Below are 21,932 nucleotides of genomic sequence, written 5' to 3'. Positions count from 1 at the left end.
TGAGCCGCACCGCGCGTGCTCAGAAATCGAAGTTGATCGGAATCCTGACCAGGCTGACCTCCGGCGGATCGCTGCGCTTGCTGGTGAACGTCCAGCTCGAAACTGCGTTGAGGGCCGCCTGGTCCAGCACGGCATGGCCACTGGACCCGGCAATCATCTTCCCGGTAACCCGACCCTCGCGGTTGATCACCATCAGGATGACGGTTGTGCCCTTCATGCCCTGGCTGAAGGCTTCCTGCGGATATCTGGGCGGAGGCGACGACAGCGGCCACCAATCCACCGGTGGCGCATCCTTCGCATCGGTGTCGACCAGGCAGCGCTCCGGCACGCGGATGCCCAAGCGGGTGTGCTGCCTGGGATCCACGTCCATCGCGATACCGCGACAGTTGCCTGCCAGCGCAGAGAGGAACAAAGCCTGCCGCCAGGTTGCCTGGATATCCGACCCCACCCCGGTGAAACGGCACTGGTCACCCTTGCGGTGCGAGGCCATTGACACCATGCCGGCATCGATGAGATCGCGCACGGCTTTTCCACGCGTGCAACGACCTTCATCGGCCAGCGCTGGCCCGGCAGCCACCATCATGCCGGCAAGCACACCTGCCGCGATCATCCTCTGATATGCCACGCCACTCCCCTGTGCGGTGTCCTGTTGCGCCCAGTCTGCCACGTACGCGCCAATGCGGGCAGCGGCCGCTGGCGTAGGTCCACGCCATGCGTGGAGGCAGGGGATAGATCCACGCCATGCGTGGATGCCGGGGTAGTAGATCCACGCCATGCGTGGATGCCGGGGTAGTAGATCCACGCCATGCGTGGATGCTTTTCGGCAATAGCCTCAGTCAAGGCAAGCCATGCACCACGCGCTACGATGCCTCCATGACGCCCGCCATCAACCTGCTCAAGCGCGAGAAGATCGCCCACACCGTGCGCAGCTACGTGCACGACGCACACGCCGAGTCCTACGGTGGCGAAGCCGTGGAGAAACTCGGCCTGGACCCGGCGCAGGTATTCAAGACCCTGCTGGCCAGCACCGAAACCCACGAATTGCTGGTGGCGATCGTGCCGGTGGCCGGCCAGCTGGACCTGAAGGCACTGGCCGAAGCCGCCGGCTGCAAGAAGTGCGAGATGGCTGCGGCCGATGCCGCCCAGCGCGCCACCGGCTACCTGGTCGGTGGCATCAGTCCGCTCGGCCAGAAGAAGCGCCTGCGCAGCTTCCTCGATGCCAGCGCGCAGGCGCTGCCAACGCTGCACGTCAGCGCAGGCCGCCGCGGCCTGGAAGTGGAACTGGCACCGGCCGACCTGCTGCGCCTGACCGCAGGCCACTACGCGTCCATCGGCAAGCCACGCTGATGGATGAGCCCGACGCTCTGCTGCAGGACCTGCTGAGTGGCGATGCCACACGCATCCATGCCTCGGCGTGCCGGGTGGCGGTGACGTTCGACCACACACTGCTGAACGCACTGGCGCCGCACGCCGATCGTATCGAACGGGCCTGCGCCGGGGTGACGCTCGGCGGCGCCCTGCTGGCCAACCAAGTGCATCTGCAGGCGGCGCTGCAACGCCTGCGCTACTGGCAGGCACGGACCGGCTGCCTGTGCGCGCTTGCGCCGACGTATCTGTTCTTCGATCCCCGCAAGCTGATCGCACAGGGGCATATGCAGCTGCTTTCGGTAGGCGACGCTGAGGACGGCTGGGGCGAATGCCACTACGTCGCCTGCACGCAGTGCGGCCAACGCTGGGAAGCGACCGACCGCGAATACCATTACCCGTGGTGGGAGTGGAAGACCGCCTGACGGAAGATCATCCACGCATGGCGTGGATCTACTGGGGCCAATGGTTCACGGCCGCCAGTTGGCGTTGTTTTCCCAGAACTGCACCGCGCGCTGGTAAGCCTCCCTGTCCAGCGGGACGCCGGAACCGCCCTCCTCCACACCCAGCGCATTGCGCATCATGGTGATGGGCGCCATCGGCACCTCTTCCGGTTCGGCGGTGTAGATGCAGCCGACGATGCCCCAGTCCGCGTCGATCGGCGAGCCTTCCTTCGCCAGCTGCTCGGCGCTGTACAGGATCACAACAAGATAGTTCGCGCGCGGCGATTCCACGCCCTCGAACCAGCGCACCAGCACCGGCAGCTCCTCGCGGTTGCGCGCTTCGTAGCCGCTGCGCAGCAGGTGGCGGTTGGCCTCGGTCACCGGCACGGTCAGGCAGCGCGTGCTGGTCCAGTTGTCGTACACGAACAGCTTGCAGAACGGCGCGTAACCATCGAGTACCTTCAGCGGCGCATGCGCGTTGAGGTGCGCCTGGAACTGCTCGGCGCTGACGTCCTGGATGGTGTTGGCGCGCGGCACGCGCGGGAACAGGCGGGGGCGGGCGAAATCGGTGAGGACGATGGACATGGCGTGTGGTTGGAGTATCTGGCGCACAGGGTAACCGCTGCGGTCAGCTACAGCGCCATCCGCTCACGCAGCTCACGTGCCTGCCGGCGTGAGACTTCCACCTCGCTGCCGTCATCCAGCGTCAGGTCGTAACCATCTCCCACGCTGGGGCTGACCGCGCGGATCCGCCGCAGGTTCACCAGCGTATTGCGGTTGGCCCGTAAGAACAGCTCCGCGGGCAGGCGTGCTTCCAGTGCGCTCAGACTGCGTGCCAGCAACGCGTTCTGGTCGCGGAACCACAGGCGGGTGTAGTTGCCATCCACCACCAGCCGGCGGATCTCTCCCACGGCCACGAACCAGCAGCGTTCACCGTCGCGCACGAATACCTGGTCCTGCACCGCCAGCGCACTGCGTGTTGCGGTGATCCCACCCTCTTCCGCCTGCGGAGGGCGGGCGCGCTGCAGTGCTTCCAGCAACCGCGGCGCTTCCACCGGCTTCACCAGGTAATCCAGCGCGTTGGCCTGGAAGGCACGCACGGCATAGGCGTCATAGGCGGTAACGAACACCACCGCCGGTACGGCATCCAGTCCCTCCAGCACGTCGAAACCGCTGCCGGACGGCATCTGCACATCCAGCAGCACCAGGTCCGGTTTCAGCTGGTCGATGGCCTGGCGCGCCGCCGCCACGTCATCGGCTTCGCCCACGCACTCCACCCACGGCAGCGCTGCCAGCAGCGTCTGCAGTTCCTGCCGCGCCAGCCGCGCATCGTCAACGATCAGTACCCGCAACAGCGCACTCATTGCATGATCTCCAGCAGGGCCCGCATCCGCTCGCCGTCAGGCTGCAGGGTAAACCGCCCGCGTGTGCCCAGCTGTGCCCGCAGATACGCCAGCCCCACGCCATGCCCATCGGTCGGTTCGCTGGTGCTGCCCAGCGGGTTGTCCACCTGCAGCCGCAGCACGTCGCCCTGCAGACTCGCGGCGATATGCACCTCGCCGCCTCCGGCACGGCAGGCGATGCCATGCTTGATCGCATTCTCCACCAGCAGCTGCAACGCCATCGCCGGCAGCCGCGCCTGCATCGCGTCGGCATCGATGTGCTGGCGCACCTGCAACCGCTGCTCGAAGTGGATCGCCTCGATGGCCAGGTAGTCGTCGACCACGGCCAGCTCGTCGGCAAGGCTCACCGGTTCGCGGCGGTTGTGTGCCAGCGCCTGCCGCAACGTGCGCGACAAGCGGGTCACCATGTCGCGTGCACGCTCGGGGTCTTCCAGGATCAGCGCGCGCAGGTTGTTCAGCGCATTGAACATGAAGTGGGGGTTCAAGCGCGCCCGCAGCGCATCGCGTTCCAGCGCACTGCGCTCTGCTTCCGCACGCAGGCGCGCCAGTTCGGCCTGGCGCGCACTGCGCAGGCCGTGCAGACCGGCCCACAGCGCGGTCCACAGCCCCAGTATCACCACGGTGTTGAGCCAGTAGAGCAGGCGCGCGACCAGGCGGAAATCACCTGATCGGCCGCCGAAATCCACCCATCCCATCGCCAGCGCCGGCTGCAGCACGGCGGTCAGCAACAGCTGGGCCAGCGCCGCGCCCAGCAGCACCGCCAGCGCCAGCCGCAGCACCAGCGCGCCCAGGTCCAGCCGCCACCAGTGCCAGCGCAGCGCCAGCGCGCGCACGCCGCCGCTGATGCCATACAGCAGCACGGCCAGGCCGACGCTGATCAGCGTGCCACCACTGCCGGCACCGCCCGCGAACGCGCCGGTCGTGGCCAGGCTGAGCACGCAGAACAACGCCCAGCCGAAAGTGTTGACCAACCAGAAGCGCAGAGTGGATGTGGATGCGTGCATGGCAGTGGCGGCCAATGAAGGAAGGATCAGCGGTGGCTGTCCAGGAACGCCTGCACCTGCCCACGCAGCCACTGCGGATCATCCCACATCAGGAAGTGGTGGCCGGTCGCGCTCAGTTCGATGCGCACGCCGGGCAGCGCGGCGTACTGCGACTGGAAGATCGCGCGCGCCGACGCCTCGGTCGCACCGAACGCCTGGTAGGACGCCCACGCGCCCAGCACCAGGGTGGGCGCGCGGATGGCGGCCACCTCGCCGCGCAGGTCAGTCACCATCACCGAGTACATCGCATCGGCGGTGGTGGCGCGATCACTGTCGCGGCCCCAGCGCTTCAGTTCGGGCAGGCGCGCGGGGGTGGCGGTCATCGGGCCCAGTGCGGCATCGGCCTGTGCCTGGTAGCTGGCCGGATCTGCGGCCAGCATCGACGCACGCAGCTGCTCCGCCATGGGCCGCACGCTCTGCGCGGTGGCCTGCGGGTTCTGCATGCCCGCGTAGAACGGCACCGCGTCGACGATGACCAGCGGCCCCAGTGCCTGCGGCTCCTTCACTGCCATCTGCAGCGCCAGCACACCGCCCAGACTGTGGCCAATCACCGCTGGATGATCGATCGCGTGGTCGTGCACATAGGCCAGCAGCTGGTCACGCATCGACGACAGGAAGTCCGCCGGGCGCGGATCGGCCGCACGGGCGCCGGCAAAGCCGGGCAACTGCACCAGATGGCACTGCACGTCCTTCAGCGCCAGGCAGGTCTCGCGCCAGACGTCGGCGCTGCTGTTCAGGCCGGGAATCATCAGCAGCGCGCGACCACGGCCGACCACCTCCACCTGCACCGTGCCGCTGCCGGCAGGCGTCGCGGCATGGGCCGGGCCCGAACCGAGGACAGCCATCGCCATGCCCAGCATGGCCATCCGGGCCAGGGCCTTCATCGCGTAATACAGCGCCAGCATCATCTTCATCGCGTGGTTCCTCCAGGGACGGGTGCGTGGGGTATGACGCCAGCGTGGCGGCCCTGCGCGCCGGCCGGGTGCACTTCCGGAGCAACGGCCGCTGCAGCGGGTGAACGGTCGCTGCGCTGGGCCACCTCTTCACGTCGCAACGCTTCACATCCATCTTGATGGAGCGATATACTCGAATACACCCGCCGTCACCGCCCGTGCCATGACCGCCATCAGCTTCGAGTTCTACCCGCCCAAGACCGATGAGCAGCGTGGCCAGCTGGACCGTGCTGCTGCCCGGTTGAAGACCTACGCGCCCGAATACGTGTCCTGTACCTTCGGTGCGGGCGGCTCGACCCTGAGCTACACCTCCGAAACCGTGCGCCACCTCAAGCAGCACCACGGCTTCGAGGCGGCACCGCACCTGTCGTGCGTGGGTGGCACCCGGCAGGAGATCCGCGAACTGCTCAAGCTGTACCGTGCCATCGGCTGCCGCCGGATCGTCGCCCTGCGCGGCGACCTGCCTTCGGGCATGGGGTTTCCCGGCGACATGCGCTATGCCGCCGAATTGATCGAATTCATCCGCGCCGAGCATGGCGATGCCTTCCACATCGAAGTCGGCGCCTACCCGGAAACCCATCCGCAGGCGCCGGATGCGTTGACCGACCTGAAGCACTTCAAGGCGAAGATCGATGCCGGCGCCGATGCCGCCATCACCCAGTACTTCTACAACGCCGATGCTTACTTCCACTTCGTCGATGAAGTGCGGGCGCTGGGCGTGCAGGTGCCGATCACCCCGGGCATCATGCCGATCGCCAACTTCAGCCAGCTGCGCCGCTTTTCCGAACAGTGCGGCGCCGAGATCCCGCGCTGGATCAGCCGGAAGATGCTGGCCTATGGCGATGACAGTGCGTCGGTACGCGCCTTCGGTGCCGAAGTGGTGGCCAGGTTGTGCCAGCGCCTGGTGGAGGGCGGCGCGCCGGGCCTGCACTTCTACACGCTGAATCTGGCCAAGCCGACCGTGTCGGTGCTGGCGCTGCTGGATGCCTGAAAGCACGCCGCGTCATCACGTTCGACGCTACCCTGTCGGGCATGAAAGCTGTCCTGTCCCTGCTGCTGGTGCTGCTGTCCGCCACGAGCGTCGATGCCCACGCCCAATCCACCCGCTTGAACCGCTGCACCGATGCGCAGGGCCAGAGCGTCTACACCGACCGCCCCTGTGACAGCCTGGGCGCGCAGTCGCGGCGCCCGCCGCCGCCACCGGCCGGCAGCACCCTGCAGCGCGACAGCCTGGGCGCCAGCTGCCCGCGCCGCCTGAGCGAGCTGGTGCAGGCCCTGCACGACGCGGTCAACACCCAGGACGTCAACCGGCTGTCCACGCTGTACCTGTGGAGCGCGGTCTCCGACGCCGGGGCACAGCGCATCCTGGGCCAGCTGGAATCGGTGGTGCGGCGGCCGCTGGTGGACGTGGTGCCGGTGTATCCGCAGCAGGACGTCGAGATGCCGGTGGTCGAGGGTCAGAGCGCTGCTGCGCAGGGAACCGCCCCTGAGACGACTGCACCACGGCATCCGGTGGGCCTGCGCCTGGAACAGACCCTGCCGGGCAGTGCGACGCGCGCGGCGACGGTGCTGGGGCTGCGGCGGCAGTACGGGTGTTTCTGGATCACCTTGTAAGGTCGCATCCACGCATGGCGTGGATCTACTGACGGGGCGTGCATCACGCCGGCCACAGGCCGCGGATCGCGGCGATGCCCTGGCCGCCGTGGCGGCGGGCCTGGCTGACCTGGCCGGCATCCAGCCCGCCCAGCGCGTAGATCGGCAGCGATACCTGGGCGCGCAGCGCGGCGAAGGCATCCCAGCCCAGCGGCGTAGCCTCGGGATGGCTGGCGGTGGCCTGCACCGGGCCCAGCACCGCGAAGTCGCAGCCCAGCTGCTGCGCGGCCTGCAGCTGCTGCAGGTCGTGGCAGGACGCGGCTACCAGTTGGCCTTCGGGCAGCGGCCGCTGCGACAGCTGCAGCAGCTGTTCGCTGCCCAGGTGCACGCCCACGCCCAGTGCACGGGCCAGGTCGATATCGCGGTTGAGCAGCCACTGCACGCCCTGCCGGTGCGCCTGCAGCGCCTGCTCGATCAGCACCTGCCGCTGCGGATGCGCGGCCGGCAGCCGCAGCTGGATGCGCTGCTGGCCCGCAGCCACTGCCCGCTGCAGCTGCTCCTGCCAGCGCTGTACGCCGGTTTCGCCCGCGTCAGGCGCGGGCGTGATCAGGTAGCGGTCGGGCTGGCGCAACGCGGCCACCACCGGCAGGTCGGCCGGCGGCATCGAATAGCGGCCCAGCTTGTCCGCGGCCACCCAGGTGATGGCCTGGCCCTCGCGCCCGCGCGGGGTGCCCTTCCAGCTGCGGATATGCCGCACTTCCAGGGTGAGGTGCTTGTCCGGGTAGTGCTGCGGCACGTCCATGATCCACTCGCCGATCTCGGCCTCGATGCCGAGCTCCTCGCGCAGTTCACGCACCAGCGCCTGTTCGGAACTCTCGCCCGCCTCGCGCTTGCCGCCGGGGAATTCCCACAGGCCGGCCATGTCGCGGTTTTCGGTACGGCGGTTGAGCAGCACACGGCCACGGACGTCAGTAATGACGCCGGCCACGACATGGATCGATCGTTTCGGGGAAGGCATGGGGGCAGAATGCCGAATCGACCGGGCCCGGCGCAATGCCGGCAGCGGGCCCGCGCCCTCGCCCACAACGAAGAAGCCCCGCTTTCGCGGGGCTTCCGGGGTCAGCTCAGCTGGCCGTGGCAGTGCTTGTACTTCTTGCCACTGCCGCAGGGGCACGGATCGTTGCGGCCGATCTTCGGCTCGTCACGCTGCAGCGGCGACACACCCTGCTGGGCGGCCTCCACCTGCGCGGCTTCCTCGTCGGCGCTGTAGCTGCCGGCATCCTGGTGCTGGAACTGCGACTGGCTCAGGCGGGCTTCCACCTGCTGCCGTTCGGCCGCTTCCAGCGCCTGCACTTCCTCATCGCTGCGGATGCGCACGCGGGCCAGCAGGGTCACTACTTCGCGCTTGACGTTCTCCAGCATGTCCGAGAACAGCTCGAAGGCTTCCTTCTTGTACTCCTGCTTGGGCTGCTTCTGCGCGTAACCGCGCAGGTAGATGCCCTGGCGCAGGTAGTCCATGCGGGCCAGGTGTTCCTTCCAGCTCTGGTCGAGCACGGTCAGCATCACGTGCTTTTCCAGCGCACGCATGGTTTCCTCGCCCACGCCGGCTTCCTTCTCGGCGAAGTGCTGGTTGATGCGTTCCTGCACCTTGGCAGCGATGCCTTCGGCGTCCAGTTCCTCGTGCGACTTGACCAGGTCCACCAGCGACATCTGCAGGCCGAAATCCGACTCCAGGGTCGCTTCCAGGCCACGCAGGTCCCACTGTTCGTCCACCGAGTTCGGCGGCACGAAGCGGGCGACGATGTCGAAGATCACGTCGTCGCGGATGCCATCGACGTTGTCCTTCACCGATTCGGCGTCCAGCAGTTCATCACGCTGGGCGTAGATCACCTTGCGCTGGTCGTTGTTGACGTCGTCGAAGTCCAGCAGGTTCTTGCGGATGTCGAAGTTGTGGGCCTCGACCTTGCGCTGCGCCTTTTCGATCTGGCGGCTGACCAGGCGGTCCTCGATGACGTCGTCTTCCTTCATGCCCATCATGCGCATGGCCTTCTGCACCCAGTCGGAGGCGAAGATGCGCATCAGGTTGTCTTCCAGCGACAGGTAGAAGCGGGACGAACCCGGATCACCCTGGCGGCCCGAACGGCCACGCAGCTGGTTGTCGATACGGCGCGATTCATGGCGCTCGGTACCCACGATGTGCAGGCCGCCGGCGGCCTTCACCGCGTCATGGCGCTTCTGCCATTCGGCCTTGACCGCAGCCTTCTGCTCGTCGGTCGCGTCCTCGCCCAGGGCGTGGATTTCCGCTTCCAGCGAACCGCCCAGCACGATGTCGGTACCACGGCCGGCCATGTTGGTGGCGATGGTCACGGCGGCCGGACGACCGGCGTTGGCGACGATGGTCGCTTCGCGGTCGTGCTGCTTGGCGTTGAGCACTTCGTGCTTCACGCCGGCCTTGCTCAGGTGCTCGGACAGCATTTCCGAGGTTTCGATCGAGGTGGTACCCACCAGCACCGGCTGGCCGCGCTTGGCGCACTCTTCGATGTCGGCCAGCACCGCATTGAACTTGCCCTTGCGGTTGAGGAACACCTGGTCCGGGCTGTCCTTGCGGATGGTCGGGCGATTGGTCGGGATGACCACCACTTCCAGGCCGTAGATGCTCTGGAACTCGAACGCTTCGGTATCAGCCGTACCGGTCATGCCGGACAGCTTCTTGTACATGCGGAACAGGTTCTGGAAGGTGATGCTGGCCAGCGTCTGGTTCTCGCGCTGGACCGGCACGCCTTCCTTCGCTTCCACCGCCTGGTGCAGGCCGTCGGACCAGCGGCGGCCGGCCAGGGTGCGGCCGGTGAACTCATCGACGATGACCACTTCGCCATCGCGCACGATGTAGTCCACGTCACGCTGGTAGATGGCGTGCGCGCGCAGGGCGGCGTTGAGGTGGTGGACCACGGTCAGGTTCTGCGGCGCGTACAGGCCCTCGGTCTCGCTGTCGAGGATGCCGGCGTCCACCAGCAGCTGCTCGGCATGCTCCATGCCCGCTTCGGACAGGTGCACCTGCTTGCCCTTCTCATCGACCCAGAAATCGCCCTCGCCGTCTTCCGCTTCCTGCTTGACCAGGTTCGGCACGACGCGGTTGACGCGGATGTACAGCTCCGGGGAATCGTCGGCCGGGCCGGAGATGATCAGCGGGGTACGCGCTTCGTCGATCAGGATGGAGTCGACTTCGTCGACGATGGCGTAGTGCAGGCCGCGCTGGTAGCGGTCGGCCTTGGACAGCGCCATGTTGTCGCGCAGGTAGTCGAAACCGAATTCGTTGTTGGTGCCGTAGGTGATGTCCGAGGCATAGGCTTCGCGCTTGTCGCTGTGCGGCATGCCCGGGTAGACCACGCCCACGCTCAGGCCCAGCCAGTTGTACAGCTTGCCCATCTGGGCGGCGTCGCGGCGGGCCAGGTAGTCGTTGACGGTGACCACATGCACGCCCTTGCCTTCCAGCGCGTTCAGGTACACCGGCAGGGTCGCCACCAGGGTCTTGCCTTCACCGGTGCGCATTTCTGCGATCTTGCCCAGGTGAAGCACCATGCCGCCGATCAGCTGCACGTCGTAGTGGCGCATGCCCAGCACGCGGCGGCCGGCTTCGCGGCAGACCGCGAAGGCTTCCGGCAGCACCTTGTCCAGGGCTTCACCACCGGCGATGCGCTGCTTGAACTCCGGCGTCTTGGCCTGCAGCTGCTCGTCGGAAAGCTTCTCGATCTCCGGCTCCAGCGCATTGATCTTGGCGACGATGCGGTTGAGCTGGCGCAGCTGTCGTTCGTTACGACTGCCAAATACGCGGGTAAGCAGGCTGTTGATCATTGAAGGAACCGGGTTGGATGGACACAGCGGCCCGGTCGTCCCCCTGGGGATCCGTCCGCCGCAAACGAAACAGGGCGCCTGGCGCCCTGTCGATGGCAACACCCATTGTAGCTTGGGACGGGCATGAGGGGTTTCAACCCTTCGGCGATGGGGTCAGAGCCCTTCCGCGTTGCGGAAGGGATCCGCCCCCGGGCGGGTCCGGCGGATCGGGGTCGGATCCCTTTCGCCACGGCGAAAGGGCTCTGACCCCGGCGCTGGGTTCAGCCGCGGCTGATGCGGCCGACCGGCGTGTTGCCGCCGTCACCCAGGAACTTGCGCGGGTTGACCACGTTGCCGTTTTCCCACACCTCGAAGTGCACGTGGGCACCGGTCGAGCGGCCGGTTGAACCGGCCTTGGCCACTTCCTGGCCGGCACGGACCAGGTCACCGACCTTCACCACCAGGCGCGAGTTGTGCGCATAGCGGGTGACATAGCCGTTGCCATGGTCGACGTCGACCACGTTGCCGTAGCCGCCCTTCACGCCGGCGAAGCTGACCACGCCATCGGCCACGGACATCACCGGGTCGCCGACGCGGGCGTGGAAGTCCATGCCCTTGTGGGTGGCGGCACCGCGACCGAACGGATCGGCACGGGTGCCGAAGCTGGACGTGATGTAGGTGTTGCGGATCGGCATGCGCGAGGGCACGGCGTTCTGCTGCAGCTGGTGGTCGAACATCAGCGATTCCATCACCGACAACTGGCGGCCTGAAGCAGCAAAGCGCTGCTCCAGCACCTGTAAGTCGGCGTTGACGTCCTTCACCGGGATGTCCGCGGTCGGGCCGCCGGCATCGCCGTCACCCAGGCCGGGGGTCTCGTTGAAGTCGAACTCGCCGTCTTCCAGCTTGCCCATCTGGGTCAGGCGCTCGCCGAGGGCGTTCAGGCGGGTGGCCTGTGCCTGCAGCTCGCCCAGCCGGGCGGCCAGTGCGTTGACCTGGGTCTGCGCATCGCGCTGGACCTTGGCCAGTTCCGCTTCCTGGCGGTCGACCTTGGCCTGCAGGCGCGAGTCGTTCAGCGCGCTGGCGCCAAAGCCACCGGCAAGGCCGATAATGCAGCCTACCCCGAGCACGCTGCCCAGCAGGGCGCGGGGGCGGTCCTCGAAATAGAACCGCAAACGCGCGATCGGCGATTTGGCCTGCCCTTCACGCGTTTTGATTACGATCTTTTTGAATGCCATCAGTGAGTTTTCATGTCTGAGCCGAAATCCAGCGTTCGTCCCGCGACCAGGCCGAAACCGGCGCTGGATGCAGTGATGGCGGACAAAAGCGGGAACCCTCTGCGTCGTGCCTTGTGGCTCGACGCGCTGGACCGTCAGTTGCGCCCCCAGTTACCGCCCGCGTTGCGCAACCGTTGCCGGCTGGCCAATGTGGACGGGGAACACCTCGTTTTTCTCGTCGAATCCCCGGTCTGGCATGCCAAGGTGCGGCTTGCCGAAGCCCAGTTGCTCGACGCGGCCCGGTCCATCGGGCTGAAGGCCACCAAGGTGACCATCAAGACTGCGTCTCCCACTCCCACGCGCTCCCCAGCGCACGACAACCGGAATGGCCCCCACGCAGTTTCAGCCGCCACGCACAAAGGGCTACGCGACGCCTTGGCGGCCCTGCAGGATGCCCCGGTCAAACCGAAGCACGGGTCCTGAGAACAACGGAGCATCCAGCTCCGATCCCCGTCGCGCGTGTCACCGCAGCGTGAAACATTTTCGGGGGCCGGGTCGCATCCTAGCCGCCCGGAGTGGTCGAGTCGTTAGATTGTTGTTAAATAATCGTTATGTTCAGGCTTTCCCGCGCTCTGGTTCACAAAACCGTGATCCGGAACCGACAGTCGCGTCACGCGCTGCGCCATTCAGCCCGCCGCGCCCGGAAACGACAACGCCGCCCTGGAAGGCGGCGTTTTCTGTTTTTATTTCAACAACCTGCGGCGGTCAGGCGTAAGCGGGAACCGCGTACACCACCGGATCCTCGGCCGTCGGCGACTCGTAGGTCACCCACTCCCACGCGGTGGCGTCGGCCATCAGCGCGCGGACCAGCTTGTTGTTGAGCGCATGGCCGGACTTGAAGCCTTCGTAGGCGCCCAGCACCTGGCCGCCGGCCAGATACAGATCGCCGATCGCATCGAGGATCTTGTGGCGCACGAATTCGTCGGCGTAGCGCAGGCCGTCTTCGTTGAGCACGCGGAACTCGTCCAGCACGATGGCGTTGTCCATCGAACCGCCCAGGCCCAGGTTGCGCTCGCGCATGTACTCCAGGTCACGCATGAAACCGAAGGTACGCGCGCGGGAGATTTCCTTGGTGTAGGCCATCGTGGAGAACTCGATTTCCTGGCGCGACTGCTTGGCCGGGATCATCGGGTGGTCGAACTGGATGGTGAAGCCCAGCTTGTACCCTTCGTACGGGGTGAAGCGGGCCACCTTGTCGCCCTCGGTCACTTCCACGGTCTTCAGCACGCGGATGAAGCGCTTGGGCGCATCTTGTTCCACGATGCCTGCCGACTGCAGCAGGAACACGAACGGGCCGGACGAACCGTCCATGATCGGCAGCTCGGCCGAGGACAGTTCGACGATGATGTTGTCCACACCCAGGCCGGCCAGCGCCGACATCAGGTGTTCGACGGTCTGGATCTTGGCGTCGTTGCAGGTCAGGCCGGTGCACAGGGTCACTTCGGTGACCAGCTCGGCCTTGGCCGGCACTTCCACCACCGGGTCCAGATCCACGCGCCGGAACACGATGCCATGGTTGACCGGTGCCGGGCGCAGGGTCATGTAGACCTTGTCACCGCTGTGCAGGCCAACGCCGGTGGCGCGGATCGTGTTCTTGAGGGTGCGTTGCTGGATCATGGGGGTAGACCGGAAGTGACACGCTAGATTAACACGCAGGGTCCCATACCCCGGCTGAAACGCCTTTGAAGGCTGCCGGTGGGACACACGTCAAGCAGGGCCGCCGGGCCCATCCTGGCCCGGCGCCCGCATTTTCAGGACATGGTGGCGCTACCCGGGGGGGACAAGCCCCGGGAGGCTCCGCTCAGTCCGCCTGGCGGCGCAGGAAGGCCGGGATGTCCAGGTAATCGTTGGGCAGCTCGGCCGATGCCGGCGCCGAGGAAGCCGGCGCCGACGGGGTCGAAGCGGCCACGCTGTCACTGCTGGCACGACGCAGGCCCAGGCCCATGCCGCCCACTGCCTTGGACACCGCGTCGCCGCCGTTGTCGAAGTCGCCGAACTCCGGCTGGCCGGTGGTGGCGTTGCGGACCAGCTTGATCGGCGCGCGTTCGCCCGGGCGCTGGCTCTTGCTGGCCGACACGCGGTTCAGGCCGGTGGCCACCACGGTCACGCGCACTTCGTCCTGCATGTCCGGGTCGAGCACAGTACCCACCACCACGGTGGCGTCTTCGGAAGCGAAGCCGTCGATGGTGCGGCCGATCTCGTCGAACTCGGCCATGGTGAAGTCGGCACCGGCGGTGATGTTGACCAGGATGCCGTTGGCACCGGCCAGGTTCACGTCGTCCAGCAGCGGGTTCTGGATGGCGGCTTCGGCGGCGGCCTGGGCACGGTCATCGCCACGGGCGGTGCCGGTACCCATCATCGCCAGGCCCATTTCAGACATGACGGTGCGCACGTCGGCAAAGTCGACGTTGATCAGGCCCGGACGCACGATCAGATCGGCGATGCCCTGCACGGCGCCCTGCAGCACGTCGTTGGCGGCACGGAAGGCCTGGATCATGGTCGCGTTGCGGCCCAGCACGGTGATCAGCTTTTCGTTCGGAATGGTGATCAGCGAGTCGCAGTGCTGGCTCAGTTCCTCGATGCCCTTCAGCGCCACCTGCATGCGGCGACGGCCTTCAAACGGGAACGGCTTGGTGACCACGGCCACGGTCAGGATGCCCATTTCCTTGGCCAGCTGCGCCACCACCGGTGCAGCGCCGGTGCCGGTGCCGCCGCCCATGCCGGCGGTGATGAACACCATGTCCGCGCCCTGCAGGGCGTCCATGATGCGCTCACGGTCTTCCAGCGCGGCCTGGCGGCCGACTTCCGGGTTCGCGCCTGCGCCCAGGCCCTTGGTCACGTTGGTACCCAGCTGCAGCTGCAGCTTGGCACCGCAATTCTTGATGGCCTGCGAGTCGGTGTTGGCGGTGATGAATTCCACACCATCCACTGCCGAGTTGACCATGTGCGCCACGGCATTGCCGCCGCCGCCGCCCACGCCAACCACCTTGATCACCGCATTGGGTGCCATCTTTTCGATCAGTTCAAAATGCGCCATGTCCGTGTCCTCGTTGTATCCGCTTGTCGGTGGCATGGGCGTTCAGGCCTCCTGCCTTTGCGCGTCATGTTGCCGATGCGGCTGTGTGGGTTGTGTGTTGCGTTGTTGCGTCTTGTTGCCGGTAATGCAACCGGGCAGGCCCGGGTATTGCAGGTTCCGCGTCAGAATTCGCCGCGGAACCAGGTCTTCAATTTCTTGAACATGCTGCCTGCGCGTCCGGTCGGCAGCGACGGCCGGCGCGGATGCTCGTTCTGGCTGCCCATCAGCAGCAGGCCCACGCCGGTGGCATGCACCGGGTTGCCCACCACTTCGCCAAGGCCGGTGACGTGCTGCGGAATGCCCACGCGTACCGGCATCTGCAGCATTTCCTCGGCCAGTTCGACCACGCCTTCCATCTTCGAGGCGCCACCGGTCAGCACCAGGCCGGCACGCACCAGTTCCTCGAAGCCGGAGCGGCGCAGTTCGGCCTGCACCATCTCGAAGATTTCCTCGTAGCGGCCCTGTACGGCCTGAGCCAGCGAATGGCGCGGCATGCGGCGCGGCGGGCGGTCACCCACCGACGGCACCTGGATGCTTTCCTCGGCGGTGGCCAGCTGGGCCAGGGCGCAGGCATAGCGCACCTTGATCTGCTCGGCTTCCGGGGTCGGCGTGCGCAGCATGTGCGCGATGTCGTTGGTCACGTGGTCGCCGGCGATCGGCAGCGAGGCGGTGTGGCAGATCGCACCCTGCACGAACACCGCGATATCGGTGGTGCCCGCGCCCATGTCGACCAGCACCACGCCCAGTTCCTTTTCGTCGGCGGTCAGCACCGCCACGCTGGAAGCCAGCGAGGACAGCACCAGGTCGTCCACCTGCAGGCCGCAGCGCTGCACGCACTTGCTGATGTTGGCGGCAGCGGACTGCGCGCAGACCACCAGGTGGGCGTGCACTTCCAGGCGCACGCCGGTCATGCCGACCGGGTTGCGGATGCCTTCCTGCGAATCATCCAGCACGTACTCGCGCGGGATGGCGTGCAGGATCTTCTGGTCGGCCGGAATGGCCACCGCCTTCGCTGCGTCGAGCACGCGATCCAGGTCGCCCCAGGTCACTTCCCCGTCGCGGATCGGCACGATGCCCGGCGAGTTCTTGCACTGCACGTGGTTGCCGGAAATGGAGGCATACACCGAGCGGATCTCGCAGCCGGCCATCAGCTCGGCCTCTTCCACCGCGCGCTGGATGGACTGCACCGTCGATTCGATGTCCACCACCACGCCGCGCTTGAGGCCACGCGACTCGTGCGAGCCGATGCCGATCACTTCGATCGGGTTGCCCGGCGAATACTCGCCCACCAGCGCCACCACCTTGGAGGTGCCGATATCCAGGCCGACGATCAGCGATTTATCACCCTTGCGATTCATGTCCTTTCCTGCGTTCTTCTGGCCGGGGTCGCGGGTGCGCCGGCCGGCGTGGCCGGCGTTCCCCAGCTCAGGGTGAAACCATTGGTGTATCGGAGGTCGGCGCGCTCGATCGGCGCGGCCTGGTTGGCCAGCTGCGGCAGCACGCGCACGAAGCGCTGCAGGCGCGAGCGGGCATCGTCACGGCCGACCACCACTTCGGTGCCATTGCTCAGCAGCAGCGACCAGCTGCCGCGCGCGTCCATGGTCAGGCGGCGCACGTCCACGCCGGCCGGTGCGAACAGCGCGCGCGCATCGTTGTACAGCTTCACCACTTCTTCGGTCTGGCTGTCCGGGCCATCCAGCTCGGGAAGCTGCAGGTCGGCCAGCTTCTTCGGCGTGGGGAACAGCTTGCCCTGCTCGGAAAGCAGGCGGTCTTCGCCCCAGCGCGCGAACGGCTTGTGCTCGACCAGCGTCACTTCCAGCACGTCCGGCCACTGCTTGCGCACCTGCGCGCTTTCCACCCACGGCAGCTTTTCCAGGGCGTCCTGCGCGTCCTGCAGCTTGACCGCGAAGAAACCGGCATGCGCATACGGCAGCAGCACCTGCTGCAGCTGTTCCGCCGGCACCCGCTTGAATTCACCGTGCACGCGCAGCTTCGCCAGCGGCCAGCGCTCAGCGCCAACCCAGCCATTGACCACGGCCACCACCGGTAGTGCCACCACCGACAGGGCCAACAGCCAGACGAAGATGCGCAGCAGCGCGTTCATGCGTGCGATGCCTCCAGGGTCTGTTCAAGCACGCGCCACACCAGCTCCTCGAAACCGATGCCGGCCTGCGCCGCGGCCTTGGGCACCAGCGAGTGGCTGGTCATGCCCGGGGCGGTGTTCACTTCCAGCAGGAAGAAGCGGCCGCTGGCGCGATCGCGCATCACGTCCACGCGGCCCCAGCCAAGGCAGCCGGCGGCGCGGAACGCGGCCAGGGCGATGCGGCGGATCTCTTCCTCGTCAGCGCCGTCCAGGCCCGGGCACAGGTACTGGGTGTCCTCGGCGATGTACTTGGCGTTGTAGTCGTACCACTGGCCCTTGGGCACGATGCGGATGGAGGGCAGCGCGACATCACCGAGGATGGCCACGGTCAGCTCATCGCCCACCACCATCTGTTCCATCAGCAGCTGGCCGTCGTAGCGCGCCGCCAGGGCCACCGCTTCGTCCAGGCCGGCCTCATCGGTCACCCGGCTGATGCCCACGCTGGAACCTTCATTGGCCGGCTTGACCACCACCGGCAGGCCGAGTTCGGCGGCCAGCGCATGGACCGTGGAGGCTTCCACTTTCCTGTACTGCGGGGTCGGCAGGCCCAGCGACAGCCACACCTGCTTGGTGCGGATCTTGTCCATGCTCAGCGCCGAACCCAGCACGTCCGAACCCGTGTACGGCACGCCGAAGGCGTCCATCAGGCCCTGCACGATGCCGTCCTCACCGCCACCGTTGTGGCCATGCAGGATGTTGAACACGCGGTCGACGCCACCGGCCGCCAGTGCCCTGGCCAGCGCCGGGATGCCGTCCACGGCGAACGCATCAACGCCGCGCGACTGCAGCGCCTGCAGCACGTTGCGGCCCGAATCCAGCGACACCTCGCGTTCGCTGGAGCTGCCGCCCAGCAGCACCGCGACGCGACCGAACACGGCCGGGTCGGTGCTGCGCAGCGGCGGGAAGGTCAGCGCGCTCATGCCTGGCCCTCCACCTTGAAACCTTCCACGGCGATCTGGCTGGCCACGGCGCCGATGTCACCGGCCCCCATCATCAGCAGCAGGTCACCATCCTGCAGCACGTCCGGCAGCACGCTGGCCAGTTCGGCAGCCTTGCCAACCACGACCGGCTCGCTGCGGCCGCGCGCACGGATGGCGCGGGCCAGCGCATGCGAATCGGCACCGGCAATCGGCTCCTCGCCGGCCGGGTAGACCTCGCTCAGCACTAGTGCATCAACACTGGACAGCACCGCAGCGAACTTGTCGAACTGGTCGCGGGTACGGCTGTAACGGTGCGGCTGGAAGGCCACCACCAGGCGCTTGTCGGTCCAGCCGCCGCGGGCAGCGGCAAACACCGCTTCCAGCTCGCTGGGATGGTGGCCGTAGTCGTCGATGATGCGCACCTTGGCGCCGCTGGCGGTGGTCACTTCGCCCAGATCGTTGAAGCGACGGCCCACGCCGGCAAAGCTTTCCAATGCACGTGCGATGGCATCCGGGGCGACGCCCAGCTGCCAGCCCACCGCGGCTGCGGCCAGCGCGTTCAGCACGTTGTGCTTGCCCGGCAGGGCCAGCACCACTTCCTGGCTGGTGCCCTGCGGCAGACGCAGGGTGAAGCGCATGCGCGAGCCTTCCTGCACCACGTTCTCGGCGCGCACATCGGCCTGCGGGCTCATGCCGTAGCTCATCACATGGCGCGGAGTCTTCGCTGCCAGCGCGGCCACTTCCGGGTCGTCGATGCACAGCACGGCCAGGCCGTAGAACGGCAGGCGCTGCAGGAATTCGGCGAAGGCCGCCTGCACGCGGGCGAAGTCGTTGCCGTAGTTTTCCAGATGGTCGGCATCAATGTTGGTGATGATCGACATCAGCGGATTCAGGCGCAGGAAGCTGCCATCGCTTTCGTCGGCCTCAGCCACCAGCCACTGGCCACCGCCCAGCTTGGCGTTGGCACCGGCGGCCAGCAGCTGGCCACCGATGACGAAGGTCGGGTCCAGGCCACCTTCGCTCAGCACCGCGGCAGTCAAGCTGGTGGTGGTGGTCTTGCCGTGCGTGCCGGCCACGGCGATGCCGCGGCGGAAGCGCATCAGCTCGGCCAGCATGGCCGCGCGCGGCATGATCGGAATGCGCTGGCTGCGCGCTTCCATCAGTTCCGGGTTGTCTTCGCGGATGGCGCTGGACACCACCACGCAGTCAGTGCCCAGCACGTTGGCGGCCGAGTGGCCGCGCATGATGCGCGCACCCAGGCCGGCCAGGCGGCGGGTGGCCGCGTTGTCGGCGTTGTCCGAACCGGAGACTTCATAGCCCAGCGTCAGCATCACTTCGGCGATGCCACTCATGCCGGTGCCGCCGATGCCGACGAAATGCACGCGCGGGAACGCGCGCACCAGGTCGTTGGTGTCATGCAGGCGGCGGATCATGCGCGGCCTCGCGCGTGGCAGGCGCTATGGCAGGCCTTCTTCATACTGCTTCCTCAAGAATGATATCGGCGATGCGCTCGGCGGCATCGACCTTGGCCAGCGCACGCGCGGCTTTCGCCATCTGCATGCGGCGGGCGGGATTTTCGGACAGTTCGCGCAGCAGTGCGGCAATGCCGTCGGCCAGCGTTCCATCCTGCTTCAGCAACACGGCCGCGCCACGCTCGACCAGGTACTCCGCATTGCGGGTCTGGTGATCGTCGACGGCAGCAGGGAACGGCACCAGCACGCTGCCCACACCCACCGCGCACAGCTCGGCCAGGGTGGACGCGCCGGCGCGGCACACCACCAGGTCGGCCCAGGCGAAGGCATCGGCCATGTCGGCAATGAACGGCGTGATCTCAGCCTGCACGCCCGCTTCGGCATACGCCTGCACGGCTTCACCATGCAGCTTTTCACCGCTCTGGTGGCGCACCTGCACCTGCACGCTGCCCGCCAGCGCGGCGATGGCCTGCGGCACACCGGTATTGAGTGCACGCGCGCCCTGGCTGCCGCCCACCACCAGCAGCCGCAGCGGGCCCTGGCGATCGGCGAAGCGCTGTTCCGGCGGCGCAATGGCGGCGATTTCCGCGCGCACCGGGTTGCCCACGAACTCCTCGCCCTTGGCGAAGGTGCCCGGGAAGCCGGTCAGCAGGCGCCGCGCGTAGCGGGACAGGATGCGGTTGGTCATGCCCGGCGCACGGTTCTGCTCGTGCACCAGCAACGGCAGGCCATGCAGGCGCGTGGCCATTCCGCCCGGGCCGGAGGCGAAGCCACCGAAGGCGACCACGGCACGCGGCTGGCGCTTGCGGATGATCATGCCGGCCGCGCGCAGCGCGCGCATCAGCCGCCACGGTGCACCCAGCAGGGCCAGCTTGCCCTTGCCGCGCAGGCCGGTGATGGCCAGGGTGTCGATCGGAATGTCGTGCTGCGGTACCAGGCGGGTTTCCATCGCACCGTCAGCCCCCATCCAGGTGACGGGCACGCCACGCTGGCGCAGCACGCGGGCCACGGCCAGGCCGGGGAAGATGTGGCCACCGGTACCCCCTGCCAGGATCATTACCGGGCGGGCGCTGGAGGTCGGGCGGGGGGCGCTGCTCATGACAGCCTCCCGAAGGTCGGTTCAATGCGCGACTGCAGACGGCTGGTGCCACGTGCAGCGGTAGGTGCAGCGGCCGCCACCGGCTCGGCCCCCATCGGCGCGCTGCTCGCAGCGGGCGCGGACGGTTCGGTCACAGGCGCAGCCATGGCGTCTTCGCCACCGCCGATACGCACGGCCTGGCGGCGCTCGGCGCGCTTGAGTTCATAGGACACGCGCAGCAGCAGGCCCATCGCCACGCAGGTCATCAGCACCGACGAACCGCCCGACGAAATCAGCGGCAGGGTCAGGCCCTTGGTCGGCAGGATGCCCAGGTTCACGCCGATCGAGACGAAGGTCTGCATGCTGATCCACAGGCCGATGCCGAACGCGATGTAACCGGAGAAGTGGCGCTTCATTTCAACGCAGCGCATGCCCAGCCAGAAGGTGCGGCCGACCAGCAGCGCGTACAGGGCCACGATCACGCAGGTGCCCAGGAAGCCGAATTCCTCGGCGGTGACCGAGAAGATGAAGTCGGTATGCGCTTCGGGCAGGTAGTACAGCTTCTGCACCGAATTGCCCAGGCCCACGCCGGTCCACTCGCCACGGCCCACGGCCATCAGCGCGTTGGACAGCTGGTAGCCGTCACCCTGCTGGTCGGCCCACGGGTCCAGGAAAGAGGTGATGCGGCGCATGCGGTACGGCTCGATGATCGCCAGCGCGCTCATGCCGACCAGGCCGATGATCACCGGCATCGACATGCGCGGCATGTTCACCCCGCCCAGCACCAGCATGCCGGCGGTGATCGCCAGCAGCAGGGTGGACGAACCGAAGTCAGGCTGCAGCAGCAGCAGCACGACCAGCGCACCGGCCACGCCCAGCGGCTTGAGCATGGCCGGCCAGGTTGCATTGACCTCGTCGCGGAAACGCACCAGGTAGCTGGACAGCCAGACGATGTAGAGCACCTTCACCGCTTCAACCGTCTGGAACTTGGAGATGCCCAGGTTGATCCAGCGGCGCGCGCCGTTGACGGTGCTGCCCAGGCCGGGCGTGAACACCGCCAGCAGCAGCACGAAGCAGCCCAGCAGCAGGATCTGGTTGTACTGCTCGATCGACTTCAGCTCGGTGCGGGCGGCCACCACTGCCAGCACGATGCCCACCGCCAGGAAGATCAGGTGGCGGTTGAGGTAGTAGAACGGGCTGCTCATCAGCGCGATCGAGCTGGACGCCACCATCACCACGCCAATGCCCGTGAGCGCGATGATCGCGCCCAGCAGCCACTTGTCGTAGCTGCCTTCGATGGCTTCGAGGCGTGTTGCCTGGCGGGACAGGTCGTTCATT

At 67.2% G+C, this 21,932-nt stretch carries 21 protein-coding genes; 5 read left to right on the top strand and 16 right to left on the bottom strand.

The features are described from left to right. Window positions 1-19: 19 nt before the first annotated feature. Complete coding sequence (locus tag C1924_RS03350; RefSeq protein WP_108764075.1) at window positions 20-775, bottom strand: energy transducer TonB; 756 nt, start codon at window positions 773-775, stop codon at window positions 20-22. A gap of 98 nt (window positions 776-873) precedes the next feature. Here C1924_RS03350 and ybaK point away from each other — a divergent pair, with 98 nt between their 5' ends. Together ybaK and C1924_RS03340 are read left to right on the top strand one after the other, a co-directional pair. Beyond that, window positions 874-1,347: a Cys-tRNA(Pro) deacylase gene (gene ybaK / locus C1924_RS03345; protein ID WP_108764074.1), complete on the top strand. Its 474-nt coding sequence runs from the start codon at window positions 874-876 to the stop codon at window positions 1,345-1,347. Next, window positions 1,347-1,790 carry a hypothetical protein gene (locus tag C1924_RS03340; RefSeq protein WP_108764073.1) on the top strand — a complete coding sequence of 148 codons (444 nt, stop codon included), beginning with the start codon at window positions 1,347-1,349 and terminating at the stop codon, window positions 1,788-1,790. Before ybaK ends, C1924_RS03340 begins: the two co-directional genes overlap by 1 nt. 45 nt (window positions 1,791-1,835) lie before the next feature. Here the strand turns inward: C1924_RS03340 and C1924_RS03335 are convergent, their stop codons facing one another. The 4 genes from C1924_RS03335 to C1924_RS03320 are packed head-to-tail and all read right to left on the bottom strand — an operon-like array spanning window position 1,836 to window position 5,168. After that, on the bottom strand, window positions 1,836-2,393 hold the full coding sequence (locus C1924_RS03335) for a DUF3228 family protein (protein ID WP_108764072.1): 558 nt from the start codon (window positions 2,391-2,393) through the stop codon (window positions 1,836-1,838). A gap of 47 nt (window positions 2,394-2,440) precedes the next feature. Beyond that, window positions 2,441-3,172, bottom strand: a complete 732-nt coding sequence (locus C1924_RS03330) for a LytTR family DNA-binding domain-containing protein (protein ID WP_108764071.1) — start codon at window positions 3,170-3,172, stop codon at window positions 2,441-2,443. Continuing rightward, window positions 3,169-4,215 carry a histidine kinase gene (locus C1924_RS03325; protein ID WP_108764070.1) on the bottom strand — a complete coding sequence of 349 codons (1,047 nt, stop codon included), beginning with the start codon at window positions 4,213-4,215 and terminating at the stop codon, window positions 3,169-3,171. Before C1924_RS03325 ends, C1924_RS03330 begins: the two co-directional genes overlap by 4 nt. 26 nt (window positions 4,216-4,241) lie before the next feature. Next, entirely contained in the window at window positions 4,242-5,168 is a 927-nt protein-coding gene (locus C1924_RS03320) for an alpha/beta hydrolase (RefSeq protein WP_108764069.1), read from the bottom strand. 202 nt (window positions 5,169-5,370) lie between these two features. Between C1924_RS03320 and metF the strand changes: the two genes are divergently transcribed. After that, the gene (metF, locus tag C1924_RS03315; RefSeq protein ID WP_108764068.1) at window positions 5,371-6,198 is read left to right on the top strand and encodes a methylenetetrahydrofolate reductase [NAD(P)H]; all 828 of its coding nucleotides are present in this window, start codon (window positions 5,371-5,373) and stop codon (window positions 6,196-6,198) included. A 41-nt stretch (window positions 6,199-6,239) separates the two neighbouring features. Continuing rightward, window positions 6,240-6,821 (top strand): DUF4124 domain-containing protein, encoded by a 582-nt coding sequence (locus C1924_RS03310; protein WP_108764067.1) that lies wholly within the window; start codon window positions 6,240-6,242, stop codon window positions 6,819-6,821. 43 nt (window positions 6,822-6,864) lie between these two features. Here the strand turns inward: C1924_RS03310 and C1924_RS03305 are convergent, their stop codons facing one another. From C1924_RS03305 to C1924_RS03295, 3 genes are all read right to left on the bottom strand, one after another. Beyond that, window positions 6,865-7,818: a Nudix family hydrolase gene (locus tag C1924_RS03305; RefSeq protein WP_108764066.1), complete on the bottom strand. Its 954-nt coding sequence runs from the start codon at window positions 7,816-7,818 to the stop codon at window positions 6,865-6,867. Between the two features lie 101 nt (window positions 7,819-7,919). Next, window positions 7,920-10,652 carry a preprotein translocase subunit SecA gene (gene secA, locus C1924_RS03300; RefSeq protein WP_108764065.1) on the bottom strand — a complete coding sequence of 911 codons (2,733 nt, stop codon included), beginning with the start codon at window positions 10,650-10,652 and terminating at the stop codon, window positions 7,920-7,922. 260 nt (window positions 10,653-10,912) lie between these two features. Further along, on the bottom strand, window positions 10,913-11,866 hold the full coding sequence (locus tag C1924_RS03295) for a M23 family metallopeptidase (RefSeq protein WP_108764064.1): 954 nt from the start codon (window positions 11,864-11,866) through the stop codon (window positions 10,913-10,915). Window positions 11,867-11,878: 12 nt separating this feature from the next. Here C1924_RS03295 and C1924_RS03290 point away from each other — a divergent pair, with 12 nt between their 5' ends. Then, window positions 11,879-12,328, top strand: coding sequence for a DUF721 domain-containing protein (locus C1924_RS03290; protein WP_108764063.1), 450 nt, complete (start codon window positions 11,879-11,881; stop codon window positions 12,326-12,328). 282 nt (window positions 12,329-12,610) lie between these two features. On the opposite strand, the gene lpxC is transcribed toward C1924_RS03290, so the two are convergent. From lpxC to ftsW, 8 genes are all read right to left on the bottom strand, one after another. Further along, window positions 12,611-13,522 (bottom strand): UDP-3-O-acyl-N-acetylglucosamine deacetylase, encoded by a 912-nt coding sequence (gene lpxC / locus C1924_RS03285; RefSeq protein ID WP_079220636.1) that lies wholly within the window; start codon window positions 13,520-13,522, stop codon window positions 12,611-12,613. Between the two features lie 184 nt (window positions 13,523-13,706). Beyond that, entirely contained in the window at window positions 13,707-14,942 is a 1,236-nt protein-coding gene (gene ftsZ, locus C1924_RS03280; RefSeq protein ID WP_079220635.1) for a cell division protein FtsZ, read from the bottom strand. Window positions 14,943-15,103: 161 nt separating this feature from the next. Continuing rightward, on the bottom strand, window positions 15,104-16,339 hold the full coding sequence (gene ftsA, locus C1924_RS03275; protein WP_079220634.1) for a cell division protein FtsA: 1,236 nt from the start codon (window positions 16,337-16,339) through the stop codon (window positions 15,104-15,106). Then, window positions 16,336-17,085, bottom strand: a complete 750-nt coding sequence (locus tag C1924_RS03270) for a cell division protein FtsQ/DivIB (protein WP_108764062.1) — start codon at window positions 17,083-17,085, stop codon at window positions 16,336-16,338. Before C1924_RS03270 ends, ftsA begins: the two co-directional genes overlap by 4 nt. After that, window positions 17,082-18,044 carry a D-alanine--D-alanine ligase gene (locus C1924_RS03265; RefSeq protein ID WP_108764061.1) on the bottom strand — a complete coding sequence of 321 codons (963 nt, stop codon included), beginning with the start codon at window positions 18,042-18,044 and terminating at the stop codon, window positions 17,082-17,084. Before C1924_RS03265 ends, C1924_RS03270 begins: the two co-directional genes overlap by 4 nt. Further along, window positions 18,041-19,477, bottom strand: a complete 1,437-nt coding sequence (gene murC, locus C1924_RS03260) for a UDP-N-acetylmuramate--L-alanine ligase (RefSeq protein ID WP_108748530.1) — start codon at window positions 19,475-19,477, stop codon at window positions 18,041-18,043. Before murC ends, C1924_RS03265 begins: the two co-directional genes overlap by 4 nt. A 40-nt stretch (window positions 19,478-19,517) precedes the next feature. Continuing rightward, the gene (murG, locus tag C1924_RS03255; protein WP_108764060.1) at window positions 19,518-20,615 is read right to left on the bottom strand and encodes an undecaprenyldiphospho-muramoylpentapeptide beta-N-acetylglucosaminyltransferase; all 1,098 of its coding nucleotides are present in this window, start codon (window positions 20,613-20,615) and stop codon (window positions 19,518-19,520) included. Further along, window positions 20,612-21,931 carry a putative lipid II flippase FtsW gene (gene ftsW, locus C1924_RS03250; protein WP_108764059.1) on the bottom strand — a complete coding sequence of 440 codons (1,320 nt, stop codon included), beginning with the start codon at window positions 21,929-21,931 and terminating at the stop codon, window positions 20,612-20,614. The genes murG and ftsW overlap by 4 nt, the downstream gene beginning before the upstream one ends. Between the last annotated feature and the right edge of the window lies 1 nt (window position 21,932).

Origin of the sequence: Stenotrophomonas sp. ESTM1D_MKCIP4_1 (genome assembly GCF_003086895.1) — a bacterium.
In the GTDB taxonomy this organism is placed as follows: domain Bacteria; phylum Pseudomonadota; class Gammaproteobacteria; order Xanthomonadales; family Xanthomonadaceae; genus Stenotrophomonas.
The sequence above is the reverse complement of the archived record's forward strand: the minus strand, read 5'-3'. Positions and strand labels throughout refer to the sequence as shown.

Coding starts and splice junctions, on each gene's coding strand:
- C1924_RS03350 (WP_108764075.1), bottom strand. CDS start 775: ATGGCGTGGATCTACTACCCCGGCATCCACGCATGGCGTGGATCTATC.
- ybaK (WP_108764074.1), top strand. CDS start 874: ATGACGCCCGCCATCAACCTGCTCAAGCGCGAGAAGATCGCCCACACC.
- C1924_RS03340 (WP_108764073.1), top strand. CDS start 1,347: ATGGATGAGCCCGACGCTCTGCTGCAGGACCTGCTGAGTGGCGATGCC.
- C1924_RS03335 (WP_108764072.1), bottom strand. CDS start 2,393: ATGTCCATCGTCCTCACCGATTTCGCCCGCCCCCGCCTGTTCCCGCGC.
- C1924_RS03330 (WP_108764071.1), bottom strand. CDS start 3,172: ATGAGTGCGCTGTTGCGGGTACTGATCGTTGACGATGCGCGGCTGGCG.
- C1924_RS03325 (WP_108764070.1), bottom strand. CDS start 4,215: ATGCACGCATCCACATCCACTCTGCGCTTCTGGTTGGTCAACACTTTC.
- C1924_RS03320 (WP_108764069.1), bottom strand. CDS start 5,168: ATGAAGATGATGCTGGCGCTGTATTACGCGATGAAGGCCCTGGCCCGG.
- metF (WP_108764068.1), top strand. CDS start 5,371: ATGACCGCCATCAGCTTCGAGTTCTACCCGCCCAAGACCGATGAGCAG.
- C1924_RS03310 (WP_108764067.1), top strand. CDS start 6,240: ATGAAAGCTGTCCTGTCCCTGCTGCTGGTGCTGCTGTCCGCCACGAGC.
- C1924_RS03305 (WP_108764066.1), bottom strand. CDS start 7,818: ATGCCTTCCCCGAAACGATCGATCCATGTCGTGGCCGGCGTCATTACT.
- secA (WP_108764065.1), bottom strand. CDS start 10,652: ATGATCAACAGCCTGCTTACCCGCGTATTTGGCAGTCGTAACGAACGA.
- C1924_RS03295 (WP_108764064.1), bottom strand. CDS start 11,866: ATGGCATTCAAAAAGATCGTAATCAAAACGCGTGAAGGGCAGGCCAAA.
- C1924_RS03290 (WP_108764063.1), top strand. CDS start 11,879: ATGTCTGAGCCGAAATCCAGCGTTCGTCCCGCGACCAGGCCGAAACCG.
- lpxC (WP_079220636.1), bottom strand. CDS start 13,522: ATGATCCAGCAACGCACCCTCAAGAACACGATCCGCGCCACCGGCGTT.
- ftsZ (WP_079220635.1), bottom strand. CDS start 14,942: ATGGCGCATTTTGAACTGATCGAAAAGATGGCACCCAATGCGGTGATC.
- ftsA (WP_079220634.1), bottom strand. CDS start 16,339: ATGAATCGCAAGGGTGATAAATCGCTGATCGTCGGCCTGGATATCGGC.
- C1924_RS03270 (WP_108764062.1), bottom strand. CDS start 17,085: ATGAACGCGCTGCTGCGCATCTTCGTCTGGCTGTTGGCCCTGTCGGTG.
- C1924_RS03265 (WP_108764061.1), bottom strand. CDS start 18,044: ATGAGCGCGCTGACCTTCCCGCCGCTGCGCAGCACCGACCCGGCCGTG.
- murC (WP_108748530.1), bottom strand. CDS start 19,477: ATGATCCGCCGCCTGCATGACACCAACGACCTGGTGCGCGCGTTCCCG.
- murG (WP_108764060.1), bottom strand. CDS start 20,615: ATGAGCAGCGCCCCCCGCCCGACCTCCAGCGCCCGCCCGGTAATGATC.
- ftsW (WP_108764059.1), bottom strand. CDS start 21,931: ATGAACGACCTGTCCCGCCAGGCAACACGCCTCGAAGCCATCGAAGGC.